Source organism: Bradyrhizobium sp., assembly GCF_004799445.1.
GTDB lineage: Bacteria > Pseudomonadota > Alphaproteobacteria > Rhizobiales > Xanthobacteraceae > Bradyrhizobium.
The window spans coordinates 1-16,736 of record NZ_SSNA01000099.1 but is presented as its reverse complement, the minus strand read 5'-3'; the positions used below and the strand labels follow the sequence as shown (position 1 = coordinate 16,736).

Genomic DNA, 16,736 nt, shown 5'->3' with positions numbered 1-16,736 from the left:
GCCGTGCGTCTCCGGACGATGCTTCGCATCGCCTTGAGAACCACGAGGCCATGAGATACGCGAACGAAATTCAACTCCGAAGTTTCCCTCTGTCCGCGACCGCTTGTGCCATCATGCAGACAGCGGCCGTGATAGACAAGCAAGCCAGCAGGTCAATGTCCCGCCATGTGCCGCCCGATATCCGTGAGGTCGGCTTCGCTGGCGCGGGCCTCATAGACGAATTGGCCGTGAAACATCACCACCAGACGATCCGACAGTTCGAGCAGCTCGTCGAGGTCTTCGCTCACCAGCAACACCGCGGCGCCGCGGTTTCTCGCGGCCATGATCTCCGCGTGAATCTGCGCGACCGCGGCAAAATCCAGCCCGAAGCACGGATTGGCGGCGATCAGCACTTCGACCTCGCCGCCGAGTTCGCGCGCCAGCACGGTGCGCTGCACGTTGCCGCCGGAAAGCGCCGAGATCGGGGTGTCCGGGGTGCGGGTCTTGATCTTGTAGAGGCCGATTTTCTTCTCGGCGTCGCTGCGGAAGGCCGCGCGGTTGAGCCACCAGCCGCCGCTTGCAAACGGCGCGCGGTCGAATTCGCGAAAGGCGATATTGTCGGCGACGCTCATGCCTCCGACACAGGCGTTCTTCAGCGGCTCCTCCGGCAGCAGCGACATCTTGTGCCGGCGCATTTCCTCGCGGGTGGCGTGATAGGGGTCGCCAATGACGCGGATTGCGCCGCTCTCCGCCTGGCGCTGGCCGGCAAGCACCTCGACCAGCTGCCGCTGGCCGTTGCCGGATACGCCGGCAATGCCGACGATCTCTCCGCCCCGCACCGCCAGCGATACGTCGTGAACCGCAACCGCGCCGGCATCGTCCAGCGCGTTGAGTTTATCGAGTTCAAGCCGAACGTCGCCCACTTCCCCGACCCGGGGCGGCTGAAGCGTCAATTCCTCGGCGCCGATCATCATCCGGGCCATGCTGTCAGGCGTGAGGTCGGCCACCTTGCCGTGGCCCGCCAGTTTGCCGCGGCGAAGAATCGTCACCTCGTCGGCGAACGCCATCACTTCACGGAACTTGTGGGTGATCATCAGGATGGTCAGGCCGTCATCGACGACCATGGCCCGCAGCATGCCCAGCACCTCGTCGGCTTCACCCGGCGTCAGCACCGATGTCGGCTCGTCGAGAATCAGAAACCGCCGCTTCAAATAGAGCTGCTTGAGGATTTCGCATTTTTGCCGCTCGCCGGCGGAGATGTCGGAAACCCTGGCGTTGAGCGGGACCTTGAACGGCATCCGTCCCAGAAAGGCTTCCAGCTCCTGTTTCTCCCGGGCCCAGTTCACCACCGCGGGAACGTCGTCGCGCGCCAGCACCAGATTCTCCGCTACCGTCATCGCGGGCACCAGGGTGAAATGCTGGTACACCATGCCAAGGCCGAGCGCATGGGCGTCCTTCGGATTGCCGATCGCCTGTTCGCGGCCGCCGACCAGGACATCGCCCTCGGTCGGGTGGTAATAGCCCATGATGCATTTGACGAGCGTGCTCTTGCCGGCGCCGTTTTCGCCAAGCAGCGCATGGAACGAGCCGGGACGCACTTTCAGTTCGACGTTGTCCAAGGCGACGAAGTCGCCAAACCGCATCGTCATGGCGACGGCATCGACGCCAAGGGGCCCGCTCGGCAGCGGCGCTTCGCCGATAATCATGACAGGGCGCCGATCAGCGCGGCGGAAGTGGCGACGGCGCCGAACACGCCGCCCTGCATCTTGACCATCTTCAGCGCGTGGTCGTGATTGCTCTTGTCGGTGGCGGCACAGCAGTCCTCGATCAGGACGCATTCGAAGCCGCGGTCGTTTGCCTCCCGCATGGTGGTGTGGACGCAGACATCGGTGGTGATGCCGGTGAGCACGATGTTCTCGATGCCGCGCAGCCGCAGCATCAGCTCCAGATCGGTGGCGCAGAACGATCCCTTGCCGGGCTTGTCGATGATGGGCTCGCCCGGCAGCGGCGCCAGGTCGGGAATGATTTCCCAGCCGGCCTCGCCGCGGACCAGCACGCGCCCGCACGGGCCGGGGTCGCCGATCCCGGCGCCGATCTGCCGCGACCGCCACTGCTTGTTCGCGGGCAGATCGGTGAGATCGGGGCGGTGACCCTCGCGGGTATGGATGATGTGGAAGCCCTGGGCGCGCATGACGGCAAGCAGCCGCTTGATCGGCTCGATCGGCGCGCGCGTCAGTGACAGGTCGTATCCCATCTTGTCGACGTAGCCGCCGACCCCGCAGAAATCGGTCTGCATGTCGATGACGATGAGCGCGGTATTCTCCGGCCGCAGGTCGCCGTTATAGGGCCACGCATAGGGTTCGGACTTCAGATAACGTTCGGCCATGTCTTTAGCCTCGTTGGTCGATAGCGGTTCATCGGGTGATCGAAAGTTCGGCCGGAGCCCCGGTCAGGGTGCGTTTCGGCGAGCAGGTGATGATCATGATCGCGAGCGTCAGAATGTAGGGGGCGGCGTTGAACAGGTGATATCCCGAGGTCACGCCGACCGACTGCAGCGCCGGCCCGAGCGCGGCCGCGCCGCCAAAGGCGAGCGATGCCCACATGCACAGCATTGGATCCCATCGCGCGAAGATCACCAGCGCGACCGCGGTGACACCCTGTCCGCTGGAGAGGCCCTCGTTCCAGCTGCCGGGATAGAACAGTGACAGAAATGAGCCGCCAATCCCGGCGAGAAAGCCGCCGACCATGGTGGCGCGCAAGCGGATGGCCAGAACGGAATATCCCATGGCGCGCGCCGCATCCGAACTTTCGCCGGCGGTGCGGATCAGCAAGCCCCAACGTGTCGTCCGAAAGGCCCAGTACAGGATCGGCGCCAGCGCGATGCCGATCAGAAACAGCACGTTGATTCGCAGCGCGGCGCGAACCTGGGCTATGTCGCTCCACCATCCGAAATCGATCGCGGGCAGCCGCGGCGCCGTCGGCTCGATCAGCGGCTTTCCGAGGTAGAAGGCAAGGCCGGTCCCGAACAGCATCAGTGCGATGCCGACGGCGATGTCGTTGACCCGTGGCAGCGAGCAGATTCCGGCGTGAAGCGCGCCCAACAGCGCGCCGGTGACGCCGGCGGCAAGCACACCGAGCCAGGGCGACCCCGTGACATAGGAAATGCCGTAAGCGCTCATCGCGCCCATCACCAGCGTTCCCTCGAGGCCGAGGTTGATGCGCCCCGAACGCTCGGTGATGCATTCGCCGAGGCTGACGAACAGAAACGGCGTGGAGACGCGGATGGCGCCGCCAAACACCGCCAGAGGCACGGTCCAGAGTCCGATCGTTCCGTCAGCCATGTCAGGATTTCCCTTTCAGGAAGCCGATTCGTCCGTAAAGCGCGTCGCTCGCAAGAACGAAGACGAAGATAATGCCCTGCAGCACCTGGACCGAGGCGTCGGGCAATCCGAGCCGGCGCTGCAACAGCCCGCCGCTGGCGCCGATTCCACCGAGCAGAATGGCGACCGGAATGACGGCCAGCGGGTTTTGCCGGGCCAGGAAGGCGACAAGGATGCCGGTAAAGCCGTAGCCCGCGGCGAGATTGGCATTGGTGCGGCCCTGCACCGCGGCGACTTCGACCATCCCGGCAAGGCCGGCCGACGCGCCGGCCAGAAAGCAGACGGTCATGATCAGCTTGCCGACGCCAAGGCCCACGATCCTGGCGGCGCGGATGTTGCCGCCGGCGACCCGCGCGGCGAAGCCGAACACGGTGTGATAGATCAGGATGTAGGATGCGACGGCGGCGACGATGCCGAACACCAGTCCCCAGTGCACGTCGGTGCCGGGGATCGATCCCAGCATATTGGCCGCGCCGATCTCCCGCGTCGACGGCTTGTTGAGGCTGGTGGGATCGCGCATCAGGCCCTCGACCAGATGGTTGAGGATCGCCAGCGCAATGTAAACCAGCAGCAGGCTCGAAATCGTTTCATTGACGCCGCGGTACTGGCGAAGCCCGCCCGACAGCATGATCCAAAGTCCGCCAGCGATCATGCCGGTGGCAGCCATCGCCAGTTGCACCGCCAGCGGCGGCGCCGACTGCATCGTCAGCGCCGCGCTGGTCGAGGCCAGCGCGCCGATCAGAAGCGCGCCTTCGCCGCCGATGATGACCATGCCGAGTTGCGCGGGCAGGGCGGTGCATAGCGCGGTCAGTATCAAGGGCGCGGCGCGCGTCAGCGTGTTCTGCCATGAGAACCAGGTGCCGAACGCGCCCTGGTACATATAGAAATAGAGGTCGAGCGGGCTCTTGCCGAACAGCGCGACGAACATCCCGAACACCCCGAGCGCGCCGACCAGCGCCGCGCCCGGAATCAGGATGTATTCGATGGTCCCGCCGTAACGCTGCAGAAACCCCGGATCCGCGGCCGGGGAAATCGCCACCGCTTCGGCAGGACCAGCAACTTCTGACGTCACGAAGTCGCTCCGATGACGCCTTCCACCAGGTAGTCCATCTTTTCCAGTTCGGTATCCCTCTGGCCGCGCTCGGTTCCAGCGCCGATCACGGTCTTGCCCTTGTTGTCCACGATCGGGCCCTTGAAGATGGTGTAGGTGCCCGCGGTGAGCTTGGCCTTGATATCGTCGGCGTGTTTGCGGGCTTCCGCCGAGACCGCCTCGCCATAGGGCGAGACCTTGACGATCTCTTCCTTCAGGCCGCCGCGATAGAAATTCGGGATGGCCTCTCCGGCGGCGATCATTTTCACGAACTTCGGATAGAGCGCTTCCCAGTTCCATTCAGCGCCGGTGAGATACGCTTTCGGTGCCAGCGGGGACTGGTTGACGTGATAGCCGCACACCATCGCGCCGCGCCGCGCCGCGTTTTCGACCATGGTCTTCGGCCCGTCGACGTGGCAGGTCAGGACATCGACCCCCTGATCGATCAGGCTGTTGGTTGCTTCGGCTTCCTTGACCGGCATCGACCAGTCGCCGGTGAAGATCACCTGGGTAGTGGCCTTGGGGTTGGCGAGCTTGGCGCCGAGTGTGAAGGCATTGATATTGCGCAGCACCTGCGGGATCGGCTTGGCGGCGACAAAGCCGAGCTTGCCGCTCTTGGTCGAGTAGCCGGCGACGATGCCGGAGATATATTGGGCCTCGTCGATATAGCCGAAGTAACTGCCGGCGTTCTTCGGATCCTTGTCGGTCCACAGGCCGCCGGCGTGCTCGAAGCGTATCTTCGGGAACTTGTTGGCCATCTTGATCACGTGCGGATTGTAATATCCGAACGAGGTCGGGAACAGCAGCGTCGCGCCGTCGAGATTGATCATCGACTCCATCGTCTTTTCGACGGCGTCGGTTTCCGGGACCTTTTCCTCCTCGACCACCTTGAGGCCGGGCATCTTCTTCAGCGCCGCGGCGCCTTGCGCGTGCGCCTGGTTGTAGCCGTAGTCGTCGCGCGACCCGACATAGATGAAGCCGATCGTGGTATCCGCCGCGAAGGCGGTTCGCCCGCCGAAGGCCGTGCCGAGCGTCAGCGCCGCGCTTCCCTGCAAGAGATGTCGTCGTGAAATCCTGCCAAAATCCATGTGCCTGCTCCCTTTGGCGGACGCACCGCCGCTAATACGCGGCTTCGCCGATCCGGCGGAGCCCGACAGGCCATGTCGCAATCTTCATGCCAGAGCTTTTTTGCTATGCAATCCAAAACAATCGATTGAAATTGTTAGAATATTTTGGTTTCTCGATTTCGGTTTAAAACTTGGGCAGGCGATAGCATGACTAAAAATTAGGCGACATTTTTTGATTGTATGCAATGGAGTTAAGCAATCCTTAACCCGGATCGGTCGGCTCGCGGTTGGACCGCAGTGGTGCCTCCGATCATTTGCCGGCTGATCAATCGGGCATAGGCTGCTACCAGTTTCGGATCACCCCCGGATTTGCCGGTCCGCTGGCACTGGATTTGTATCGACCGGTCGAAAGCCCATGCAAGCCGGCTTTGGCCCCATCATCGGAAAAACATGAGCGAGATGAATGCGGAAACCGCCGGGCGACAAACCCTATCCCTCGGCGGCGAGATCGTCGGCCGGATCAACCGGCTTGGGACGATTTCCGAAACGCCGGAACATCTCGCGCGCATCTTCCTGACAGCAGAGCATCGCGCCGCGGCTGAGCTGATCCTGAGCTGGATGCGTGAGGCGGGAATGCGCGCGCATCTCGACGCGATCGGTAATGTCTGCGGCCGTTACGAAGGCGAACGGCCGGGTATGCCGTGCCTGATGCTGGGCTCGCATTACGACACCGTGCGCGATGCCGGCAAATGGGACGGCCCGCTCGGCTTGATCACGGCGATCTCCTGTGTCGCCGATCTGCACAAAAGAGGCCGCCGATTGGCGTTCGCCATCGAGGTGATCGGATTCGCCGACGAAGAGGGGGTTCGGTTTGCCTCGACGCTGCTGGGCAGCCGGGCGGTCGCGGGAACGTTCAACGAGAGCGTGCTCGCCTCGAAGGACAGCGCCGGGATGTCGATGCGCGATGCGCTCATTCAGTTCGGTCTCGATCCCGACCATATCGGCGCGGCGGCAAGGATCCGCAGCGAGCTGCTGGCCTATATCGAACTTCACATCGAGCAGGGACCGGTATTGGAAGCGCAGAACCTGCCGGTCGGGTTGGTGAGCGCCATCTCGGGCGCGACCCGTCTGGCGGCAAAACTGACCGGCATGGCCGGTCATGCCGGAACGGTGCCGATGGCGCTGCGGCGCGATGCGCTGGCGGGCGCCGCGGAATGCATCTGCAAGATCGAGGAGGTATGCCGCACCGATGACGGCGGATTGGTCGGCACGGTCGGTTATATCCACGCCATGCCCGGAGCGACCAACGTGATCCCGGGGCAGGTTCACTTTACCATCGATCTTCGCGCGCCCACGGACACCCACCGCAAGCGTGCGGTGACCGATATCGTCCGGCATATCGAAGCGATTGCAAAACGCCGCAAGCTCCCGCTGCAGCTCGACGTGACCCATGAAAATCGTACCGTGCCATGTGCGCCGTGGCTGAAGGCGCAGGTGGCGGCTGCGGTGGCGGCGGAAGGCTATCCGGTGTTCGAACTGCCAAGCGGCGCCGGGCATGACGGCATGGCGATGGTCGACATTGCCGACGTCGGCATGCTGTTCGTGCGATGCCGCGGCGGCATCAGCCACCATCCGGACGAGCATGTCGAGCTGGCCGATGCCGATGCTGGGGCGCGCGTGCTGCTGCGGCTGATCGAAAATTTCCGGCCGCGGCGCGCGGCGGAATAATTTGGATGCGAGCATGATGAAGGTCAGCGCGCGGTCGCAGACCTTCGCCGCCTCTTGCGAACACCCGACTGCATCGGTCGAATGTCCGAATTCGGAACCGGAACAATTAGAGATTTCCGCGTTGAGCTCAAAGCGGTCCGAGAGTTCCGCATACGCGGCGGATCGCGCGACAGTTCCATCAGAAAAATTCCGCACGGTCCGTCAGATTCGAATCGACGCAATTACCTGCTGACCGGTTCAAGCAGCACGCATCATGACATCAGTGTGGCGCGCGGCGGCGATCTCGTGCTGCGAAGCTTTCTGGTTGTGTCACGCAATCAAAAAATGGCTGTCATCGTCGCAGAATAACAATGCGCCCGTTGCCGTGACTTTTAAAATCCAACAGGAGAATGCTATGCAAAAAACAGCGCTTACGCGCCGATTTGGCTTGCTCGGAGTTTCCCTGGCGGCCCTTGCGCTTTCGCAAGGTGCTCGCGCGGAGGACGCGATCAATTCCATCAAGACCGCGTCACCGATCAAGCATGTCATCATTATCGTCGGCGAAAATCGCAGCTTCGATCACCTGTTTGCCACCTACATGCCGAAGTCGCGCGACGAGCGGGTGTTGAACCTGTTGTCCGAACACATCGTCAAGGCCGACGGCACGCCCGACGAAAATTTCGACAGGGCGCATCAGTTTCAGATTACCTCGGCGCCGAATGGCGGAAAGTATTTCATAAGCGCAGGATCGGCCAACAAGGCACTGTATTCGGTGCTGCCTGCGCCTGACCTCGGCGGCGTGCAAAACCCGCCGGCTGCCGCTCTTCTCGGCATACCCGGTGGCGATCCGGGATTACCCGCCGCCGACCAGTTCTTGTTCGGAACCGGCGGCACCGGTCTGCCAAACAGTCTCGGCCCGGATATCCGAATCACCAACGTCAACACATTGCCGCCCGGGCCATTCCAGCTCACCGGCCCAACCATGCCCTATGACGCCTATACTGCCGATACCATCCACCAGTTCTTCCAGATGTACCAGCAGGTGGATTGCGCGATCGACCGTGAGCACGTCACGCGAAACAATCCGACCGGCTGCCTGCACGATCTGCAATCGTTCGTCACCACGACCTACGCGACCGCGCCCGGTGCCACACCGCACGATGCCGGACAGACGATGGCGTTTTTCAACATGCAGAAGGGCGATGTGCCCTATCTGAAATCCCTCGCCGACCAATACACCATGAGCGACAATTATCATCAGCCGGTGTTGGGCGGCACCGGGCCGGACAGCGTGCCGCTCGGCTTTGCCGATCAGGTGTTTTTCGGAGACGGCAGCGGCCATGCGACGACTCCACCGGCCAGCAGCATCTATAATCCCGATCCGGAACCCAATACGCTAAACCAGTACACCACGCGCAAGCAGTGGTTCAATTGCTCCGATCCGACGCAGCCCGGGATCAAGCCGATCCTGGATTACCTCGGCAAGCTGCCCTACACGGTCCAGACCAAGTGCGATCCGGGTCACTATTACAATGCGGTCAACATCAACCCGGCCTGGACGCCGCAGGGCACGCCAAGCCCGGCCGGTGCTATTCCACCGGTCACCATGACCAGCATCGGCGATCTCCTGAGCGCGAAGAACATCCCGTGGAAGTATTATGGCGGCAGCTACAATGCTTCCGGGACGGGTGCTCCGCTCGACGGAATCTATTGCAACATCTGCAACCCGTTTGAATATCAGCTGAACTACCCGGCGATGCGCGCCGCGCATATGCGCGATGTCACCGATCTGTTCAATGATCTCAAGAACGGCACGTTGCCGGCGGTGTCCTACGCCAAACCCGACGGCACCATGGACGGCCATCCGGCATCATCGAAGTTCGATCTGTTCGAAGCCTTCGCCAAGAACATCATCGAGCTTGCCCAAAGCAACAGGGAACTGTGGGAGAGCACGGCGATCTTCGTCACGGTGGACGAGGGTGGCGGATTCTATGACTCCGGCTTCATCCAGCCCGTCGATTTCTTCGGTACCGGGCCGCGCATTCCGATGATTGCGGTCTCGCCGTTCTCGCGCGGCGGTCACATCACCCACGTTTATGGCGAACATTCTTCCTTCGTGAAGTTCGTCGAGCGGAATTGGTATCTCGGCAAGCTCAGCGCGCGTAGCCGCGATAATCTGCCCAATCCGCGCGCCCACGACGACAATGTCTATGTTCCCGTCAACATGCCGGCCATCGGAGATCTCTTCGACATGTTCGATTTCGACAGGGATCACGATCGGGACGATCGGGATTCCCGCTAGTCGATCGACGACGACAGACCAAACGCGATTGGGGCCGGCATGTCGGCTGCCGGCCCCAATTGATTGAGCGATATGATCGCAACAGCGCCGAGGCGGACGTCAGCCTGCCGGCGCCATCGACACTGCTGTCTTCACGTCCTAGCCCGCCGTCACGTCCACCAGCTCTTCGCCATCGAGCACGCGCACGGCCTTGGCACGGTCCAGATCGCCTTCCCAGGCGGCGACGACGACGGTGGCGACGCAGTTGCCGATCAGGTTGCCGAGCGCGCGCGCCATGCCGATGAACCAGTCAACCGACAGCACCAGCACCAGCCCGATCGCGGGGATGCTCGGCACCGCATTCAGCGTGGCGGCGAGAATCACGATGGCGGAGCCGGGAACGCCGTGGGCGCCCTTCGAGGTGATCAGGGACACGCCGAGCACCAGCAGGAGATCGCCGAACGACAGCGGCGTGTTGGTCGCCTGCGCGATGAAGACGACCGCCAGCGTCAGGTAGATCGAGAACGCATCGAGGTTGAAGGAATAGCCGGTCGGAATCACAAGCCCGACCACCGAATCCTTCACGCCAAGCCGCTCAAGCTTGCGCATGATCTGCGGCAGCACCGCATCCGACGACGCGGTGGCCAGCACGATGGTCAATTCCTCGCGCAGATAGGCCAGGAATTTGAGAATGTTCAGCCCGGCGAGCGCCATCACGGTGCCAAGCACGCCGAGGACGAAGATCGCGACCGAGACGTAGAACAGCGCTACCAGCGACACCAGTTGCTTGAGCGAGCCGACGCCATATTGCCCGACGGTATAGGCGACGGCGCCGAGCACGCCGAGCGGCGCCACGCGCACGATCAGCCCCATCGTCCGGAACAGTACGGTCGATACGGCGTCGATCAGCGAGGTGATCTTCTCGCCCTTTTCGCCGCCGACCAAAGCAACGCTGGTGCCGAACAGGATCGCGAAAAACAGCACCTGCAGCACGTCGTTGCGCGACAGCGCGTCGAACGATGTCGTCGGTATGATGTTCATCAGGAAGCTGCCGATCCCGCCGCCCTTCAGCTTGTGGGCGTTGTCGGCATAGGTGTTGAGCGCCTTGGCATCAAGGGTCGATGGATCGATGTTCATGCCGTGGCCGGGGCCGAACAAATAGGCGAGCAACAGCCCGACGACCAAGGCCACCGTGGTCATCACCTCGAAATAGACCAGCGCCTTGACGCCGACCCGCCCGACCTTCTTGAGGTCGCCGGCGCCCGCGATACCGTGCACGACGACGCAGAACACGATCGGCGCGACGATCATCGAAATCAGCTTCAAAAACGCGTCGCTGAAAATCTTCAGGCTGACGGCAAACTCGGGAACCGCCATTCCGAGCACGATCCCCAGCAGCAGGGCCGCAAGGACCTGGACAAACAACGATGTATAAAGCGGCTTTCGCGCAACCGGCGCCGCGGCAGTGATGGTCGTCATCGAACGCTCCCCCTCGATCCAAGGCATCCCCAACAAGGCATCCCCAACAGGTATCCCAAGCAGCAAATTCCGCGCCAGAAATCCCGCAAGCAAGCAAATCCGAATTTTCGCAACAACAACAGGGCCATTTTTCAGGCCATAGGCGGCGGCCGCAGGTCGCGCAATCCGGGTTTTCGGCGAACCCCTGCGCCGCTGCGGATGCTGTGATGCATGCCGCGTCACGCTCAACGAATGAGCAAATGCACGTCGCAAAAGCTGCGCACGGCGAATGAGAGATAGCCGGTCAAAAATATAACTGACTGAAAATAAGGAGGATTCTCGAGCGCCGCGTCGCCATGCGGCATTGTACACAATGGCACGGGCTTTGCTTGGCTCACTTCGGGAGTTCTCTCGCCAGGGGTGCAGGTTATGGCGAACTCAAAGCAGCTGCCAGTTGGCACAGTCGCCGCGGAACCCGAGCCGATCAACCTCGATTGGTCGGTTACAGCGCTCGTCATCATCGACATGCAGCGCGATTTCATGGAGCCGGGCGGTTTCGGAGAAACGCTGGGCAACGACGTCTCGCAGCTGGCACGGGCGGTGAAGCCGATCGCATCCGTGCTGGCCGCGGCGCGCGATCTCGGAATACTCGTCGTGCACACCCGCGAGGGCCATTTGCCCGATCTGTCGGACGCGCCGCCGGCCAAGATCGAGCGCGGCGCGCCAAGTCTTCGCATCGGCGATCCCGGTCCGATGGGACGGATCCTGATCCGCGGCGAGGCCGGTCACGACATCATTCCCGAACTGTACCCGCTCGACAGCGAGGTCATCATCGACAAGCCCGGGAAGGGCGCGTTCTACGCCACCGAGCTCGGCGATATCCTGCAGAAATACGGCATCGAGAATTTGCTGGTGTGCGGCGTGACCACCGAGGTTTGCGTCAACACCACTGTGCGCGAGGCCAATGACCGCGGCTATCGCTGCGTGGTGCTGGCCGATGGCTGTGCATCCTATTTCCCTGAATTCCACGAGATGGGCCTGAAGATGATCAAGGCCCAGGGTGGCATCTTCGGCTGGGTCAGCGACTCAGCCGCAGTCCTTCAAGCAATGACACCGGAGACTTCAAACATATTGGCAGCAGGAGCATCACGATGAGCACGAGCATTTCTGCCGGAAAGTCCGACTTCAAGCCGGCGTTGTGGACGCCGGGCGACTGGAATGCCTTTTTCGGTTTCGGCACCAACATCCTGGTCAACATGCTGGTGCTGACGGGGCTATTGCGTTTCGTGCTGAAGATGCCTGACTCGCTGGTGTTCGGACGCATCCTGCCGGCGCTCGGCCTGATGATGTGCCTGTCGACCTTTTATTACGCCTTTCTCGCCTATCGGCTGGCGCAGAAGACCGGCCGCACCGACGTCTGCGCGCTGCCGTCCGGCGTCAGCGTGCCCCACATGTTCATCGTCACCTTTGTGATCATGCTGCCGATCACGATCAAGACCGGCGATCCGATGAAAGGCTGGGCGGCCGGCCTGGTCTGGGTATTCTTCCAGAGCTTCATCCTGATGATCGGTGGTTTCATCGCGCCGTACATCCGGAAAATTACCCCGCGCGCGGCCCTGCTCGGCACGCTGGCCGGCGTGTCCGTGACCTTCATCTCGATGCGGCCGGCGCTGGAAATGTACATGACGCCGCAGATCGGCCTGGTCTGCTTCGCGATCATCCTGGTGAGCTGGTTCGGCGGCGTGAAGTATCCAAAGGGAATTCCCGCCGGCCTCGTCGCCATCGCGGTCGGCATGATCATCGCCTGGGGATCCAACCTGTTCGGTCTTAATTTCGGCGGGCTGAGCGTCAAGGGCCTCGGCGATGCGTTCGCGAGCTTCGGCTTTTCGGTGCCGCTGCCCGCCGTCGGCGAGGTATTCTCGGGCTTCGAATTCCTCGGCATCATTCTGGTGACCGCGATCCCGTTCGGTATCTACGATCTCGTCGAGGCGATGGACAACGTCGAAAGCGCCGAAGCCGCCGGCGACGAATATCCGACCACGCGGGTTCTGACCGCCGACGGCGTCGTCAGTCTGATCGGCTGCCTGATGGGAAATCCCTTCATCAACGCCGTCTATATCGGTCATCCCGGATGGAAGGCGATGGGCGGCCGGATCGGCTATTCGGCAGCGACCGGGGTCATGGTCATCGTGCTGGCGTGGTTCGGCATCATCTCGGTGCTGCTGGCGCTGGTGCCGGTGGTCGCGATCTCGCCGATCCTGCTTTATATCGGCATGCTGATCGGCGCGCAGGCGTTCCAGACCACGCCGATCAAGCACGCGCCGGCGATCGTGCTGGCCTTGACGCCGCATCTCGCCGCATGGGCCAAGCTTCAGATCGACACCATGCTCGGTGCGACCGTGAATGCGGCACAAGCGGTCGGCGGTCTTGCCGCCGACAAGGTGGGTGCGGTCAAGACCGCCGCGATCGCCTCATTGCCGCAGCAGGGCGTGCTCTATCACGGGCTGGAGGTGATGGGCGGCGGCTCGATTCTCGCCGGTCTCGTGCTTGGTGCGATCGGCGTTTTCGTCATCGAACGCGATTTCGTCAAGGCGTCGGCCTTTGCCTTCTCCGGCGCGGTGCTGACCTATTTCGGCTTCATGCATGGTGAGGCGGTCGGCATCGGCGGCGGAATGGGTGTGACGCCCGGCGTCGCTTTGGCCTACGCGGTGGTCGCGGCCGGATTCTTCGCCGTGGGCAAGTTCAGCGCCAGCGCTTCCTATGTTCCGCAACACGATTTGGGGCTCGCGGCGCCTGCCGAATGACAACGGGCCAGATCATGATGCGATTAGGTTGAATCGCATCATGATCCCATCTTTTTGTTTGAGCATGATCTTTGCGCAACGCTCCGCGTTTGTCGCGAGGGAAAACCGGTTCCCACTTTTTCCGGATCATGCTCAACAGCGCAACCTGAGTTGCGCTTCCCGTTATTTCTGAATTCCCTGCTTCTGCGTGTCACCATTGATGGCTTGCGCCCAAATTGGGCGCATGGTAATTCTTGAGCATGCGAGTCATTTCCCGGCGTACTTTGCGAGAGTTCGTCGAGGGACGGAGAGGGTACAAGGACCACGCGGCTTTGAAGGCCGCCCTGGACGCTTGGTTCGACGAAGTTAAGAAGGCGCGATGGACCAGCGCAGCGGATGTGAAGCGGAGCTACGCGACGGCTAGCATCGTCTCGGCCGACCGGATTGTGTTCAATGTGAAAGGCAACGACTATCGGTTGGTCGTAGCCACCGACTTCGACAAGGGTATCGTGTGGATCAAGTGGATCGGCACGCACAAAGACTACGACAAGATCGATGTGAAAGGCGTGCAGCATGGCGGGTGAGGTAAAGCCGATCCGGACGAAGCGGGATTATGAAGCCGCGCTCAAGGAAGTTGAGCGCCTCTGGGGCGCCAAGTTGGGAACGCGCGACGGCGACCGATTGGATGTGCTCGCAACGCTCATCGATGCCTATGAGGCTGAGCACTATCCGATGGACCCGCCTGATCCCATAGAGGCAATCAAATTCCGCATGGAGCAGCAAGGCCTCACCCGGCGGGACCTAGAGGAGATCATTGGCACCCGCACCCGCATCGCCGAGGTTTTAAACAGAAAACGAGGACTGTCGGTGGGAATGATCCGACGTTTGCACGAGCGCCTCGGTATCTCGGCAGAAGTGCTGATCCGGCCGAGCCGAAAAAACGCGGCGTGAGCGGCGCCCTGAACTGTCAGGGCTCAGCCCAGGCGTCCGGAACCGTCAAGTTCTCGCGGCGCGAAAATGGCGGTATTCAGCGCCAATAGCGTATTCTGAAGTGGCGCGCCACGGCCGATGAAGATGGGCAATATTCGGTCGCCGTGGCGCTATGATGTGGTGGCCTACCACGCGTTCCATTTGGAAAATCTGCGATGGCCTACGACTTTCCACTGCCACTCGCCAGTGGTTCACCGACTCCAGCGATCCCTTCCACCGCGCTCCCGCAGCAATCACGTATGACCGCGAGACCAATCGGATGGTGCTGCAGGACAGCCGCGTATGGATCGCGGGTCTGAGCGACGAAGGCGGCGCCAGTTCCTGGCTGGCGGCCGTCATGAAGGAACTCGTCCAGCCAGACAAGGAAGAACTCGAGAAACTTCAACAGTTCGTCGACGGCGTTTTGTGGGGCGGGCTGCAATCCAAGGATGGACCTCACCCATACGGAGTTCGTAAGAGTCTCTTCTATTACCAACCTGACGAGATGCCCGCCAACTACTACGACAGCAACTTTGACTGGAAATCCTGGACAAGCTGGAATAAGCAAGCCTCGGAGGCGGTTGATCGTTCTTATGACTATCCACACGTGGCGGCGGCGTATTGGGTACTCTATCGCCTGGCTCGCGATCGCCAAGGGTTGGTCACCAACCATCCCTGGGATTGGTACCTGAATCATGCCTACGAGACTTCGATAGCGATGACCAGTTATGCCAAGGACCTGGCGGTGTTTGGTCAGATGGAGGGTTCCATCTTTGTGGAGATACTGGCCGATCTCAAGCGCGAAGGCATGAATACGCAAGCCGAGGCTCTGGAAAGCAAGATGCGAGAACGCGCCGACCGATGGAGGAAGGAAGCCTACCCGTTCGGCAGCGAAATGCCGTGGGATTCCACCGGACAAGAAGAGGTCTACGCGTGGACGAAGTATTTTGGTTATCTCGACAAAGCCGAGGTCACGCTTGACGCAATTCTCGGGTACGATCCGGCAATTCCCCACTGGGGCTATAACGGCAGCGCACGCCGATACTGGGATTTCATTTTTGCCGCTAAAGACCGGCGACTGGAGCGACAACTGCACCATTACGGTTCTGGACTGAACGCCATCCCGTTGCTAGCCGAATACCGTGAACACCCGGAGGACTTCCATCTATTGCGGGTTGGCTACGGCGGAACAATGGGCGGGCTTACTGACATTGACCAGGAGGGATTTGCCTCAGCAGCTTTCCACGGATTCCCTGACATGCTTAAGTCCGATCCCTTCAGCGGCGACTACGGTCCCAACTTCTTTGGACACGCCTGGAACACTGCCACTTATATCGTGAATCACCCTGAATTTGGCTGGATAGCGTTTGGCGGGAACGTCAAAAGGAAAGGCAAAGTGGTCGCCGTCACTCCGCACGACTCGTTCCGCGCACGGGTCTACATAGCCTCACTGGGACTATGGCTGACGCTGGATGCGGGTAAATTTGAAAGTATCGAGGTGAATCCCGTCACTGGCGTGGTGCGAGTGGGACTGGCTGGAGCCACGGAGGCCACTCCGAAAGGACTGTTGCGAATCGAGCAGCCGGCCAAGGTGAGCGGTGTCGGCAGCTATCGCCCAGCGGCACCTTTGCAGTCTCAGCGCGGAGCCTACGTTGTACCGCTCCAGAAAGAAACGACTTGGCTCGCACTAAACGCTGGCCGTTGATTTCGCGGCAAAGAGTTGGTGGCTCTGTGGTGGTGCCAGCAAAACTTGGAAAACGTTTGCTAAGTTGCCGCAACTGAGGCCCTAGGTCTCCCCGTACGCTATGGTAAGTGTTGAGCCCCAATGAAGACCACGGCTTGTACCCGTGATAGGTGAGTAAACGTTTGCTACAATTGTACCCTTAGAGTGCACCCGGTGCGCTGCGAAAGGTTCCCTGCCTATGAACGTCCGATTTCTCCTGGCCTGCCTGGTGGTGGCCGGCCTTTCATTACAGGTTGCGCACGCTCAGCAGCCCCCTGCTTCGCCGCAGGCCTTGGAGA

General features: G+C 61.5%; 14 protein-coding genes. 8 read left to right on the top strand and 6 right to left on the bottom strand.

Annotation, left to right across the window (positions count from 1 at the left end; genetic code table 11):
- Positions 1-152 precede the first annotated feature (152 nt).
- The 5 genes from E8A46_RS13095 to E8A46_RS13075 are packed head-to-tail and all read right to left on the bottom strand — an operon-like array spanning position 153 to position 5,537.
- The gene (locus E8A46_RS13095; RefSeq protein WP_291561208.1) at positions 153-1,685 is read right to left on the bottom strand and encodes an ABC transporter ATP-binding protein; all 1,533 of its coding nucleotides are present in this window, start codon (positions 1,683-1,685) and stop codon (positions 153-155) included.
- On the bottom strand, positions 1,682-2,365 hold the full coding sequence (locus E8A46_RS13090; RefSeq protein ID WP_291561206.1) for an isochorismatase family cysteine hydrolase: 684 nt from the start codon (positions 2,363-2,365) through the stop codon (positions 1,682-1,684). Before E8A46_RS13090 ends, E8A46_RS13095 begins: the two co-directional genes overlap by 4 nt.
- 28 nt (positions 2,366-2,393) lie before the next feature.
- Positions 2,394-3,320, bottom strand: coding sequence for an ABC transporter permease (locus tag E8A46_RS13085; protein WP_291561203.1), 927 nt, complete (start codon positions 3,318-3,320; stop codon positions 2,394-2,396).
- A gap of 1 nt (position 3,321) precedes the next feature.
- Positions 3,322-4,431, bottom strand: coding sequence for an ABC transporter permease (locus tag E8A46_RS13080; RefSeq protein WP_291561201.1), 1,110 nt, complete (start codon positions 4,429-4,431; stop codon positions 3,322-3,324).
- The gene (locus E8A46_RS13075; protein ID WP_291561200.1) at positions 4,428-5,537 is read right to left on the bottom strand and encodes a BMP family ABC transporter substrate-binding protein; all 1,110 of its coding nucleotides are present in this window, start codon (positions 5,535-5,537) and stop codon (positions 4,428-4,430) included. The genes E8A46_RS13080 and E8A46_RS13075 overlap by 4 nt, the downstream gene beginning before the upstream one ends.
- Before the next feature lie 438 nt (positions 5,538-5,975).
- On the opposite strand from E8A46_RS13075, the gene E8A46_RS13070 reads away from it, so the two are divergent.
- The 3 genes from E8A46_RS13070 (at position 5,976) to E8A46_RS13060 (ending at position 9,525) form a co-directional block, all read left to right on the top strand.
- Positions 5,976-7,244, top strand: a complete 1,269-nt coding sequence (locus E8A46_RS13070; protein ID WP_291561368.1) for an allantoate amidohydrolase — start codon at positions 5,976-5,978, stop codon at positions 7,242-7,244.
- Positions 7,245-7,325: 81 nt separating this feature from the next.
- Positions 7,326-7,592, top strand: coding sequence for a hypothetical protein (locus E8A46_RS13065; protein WP_291561199.1), 267 nt, complete (start codon positions 7,326-7,328; stop codon positions 7,590-7,592).
- A 46-nt stretch (positions 7,593-7,638) separates the two neighbouring features.
- Positions 7,639-9,525 (top strand): alkaline phosphatase family protein, encoded by a 1,887-nt coding sequence (locus E8A46_RS13060; protein WP_291561198.1) that lies wholly within the window; start codon positions 7,639-7,641, stop codon positions 9,523-9,525.
- A gap of 138 nt (positions 9,526-9,663) precedes the next feature.
- Here E8A46_RS13060 and E8A46_RS13055 read toward each other — a convergent pair whose 3' ends face one another.
- Entirely contained in the window at positions 9,664-10,983 is a 1,320-nt protein-coding gene (locus E8A46_RS13055) for a dicarboxylate/amino acid:cation symporter (RefSeq protein ID WP_291561197.1), read from the bottom strand.
- 408 nt (positions 10,984-11,391) lie between these two features.
- Here E8A46_RS13055 and E8A46_RS13050 point away from each other — a divergent pair, with 408 nt between their 5' ends.
- From E8A46_RS13050 to E8A46_RS13030, 5 genes are all read left to right on the top strand, one after another.
- Positions 11,392-12,117 (top strand): isochorismatase family cysteine hydrolase, encoded by a 726-nt coding sequence (locus tag E8A46_RS13050; RefSeq protein ID WP_291561196.1) that lies wholly within the window; start codon positions 11,392-11,394, stop codon positions 12,115-12,117.
- Entirely contained in the window at positions 12,114-13,766 is a 1,653-nt protein-coding gene (locus E8A46_RS13045; protein WP_291561195.1) for a regulator, read from the top strand. Before E8A46_RS13050 ends, E8A46_RS13045 begins: the two co-directional genes overlap by 4 nt.
- A 311-nt stretch (positions 13,767-14,077) precedes the next feature.
- On the top strand, positions 14,078-14,329 hold the full coding sequence (locus E8A46_RS13040) for a type II toxin-antitoxin system HigB family toxin (RefSeq protein WP_291561194.1): 252 nt from the start codon (positions 14,078-14,080) through the stop codon (positions 14,327-14,329).
- Complete coding sequence (locus E8A46_RS13035) at positions 14,319-14,696, top strand: helix-turn-helix domain-containing protein (protein WP_291561191.1); 378 nt, start codon at positions 14,319-14,321, stop codon at positions 14,694-14,696. The genes E8A46_RS13040 and E8A46_RS13035 overlap by 11 nt, the downstream gene beginning before the upstream one ends.
- A 151-nt stretch (positions 14,697-14,847) precedes the next feature.
- Entirely contained in the window at positions 14,848-16,419 is a 1,572-nt protein-coding gene (locus E8A46_RS13030) for a DUF5695 domain-containing protein (protein WP_363251677.1), read from the top strand.
- Positions 16,420-16,736: the final 317 nt, after the last annotated feature.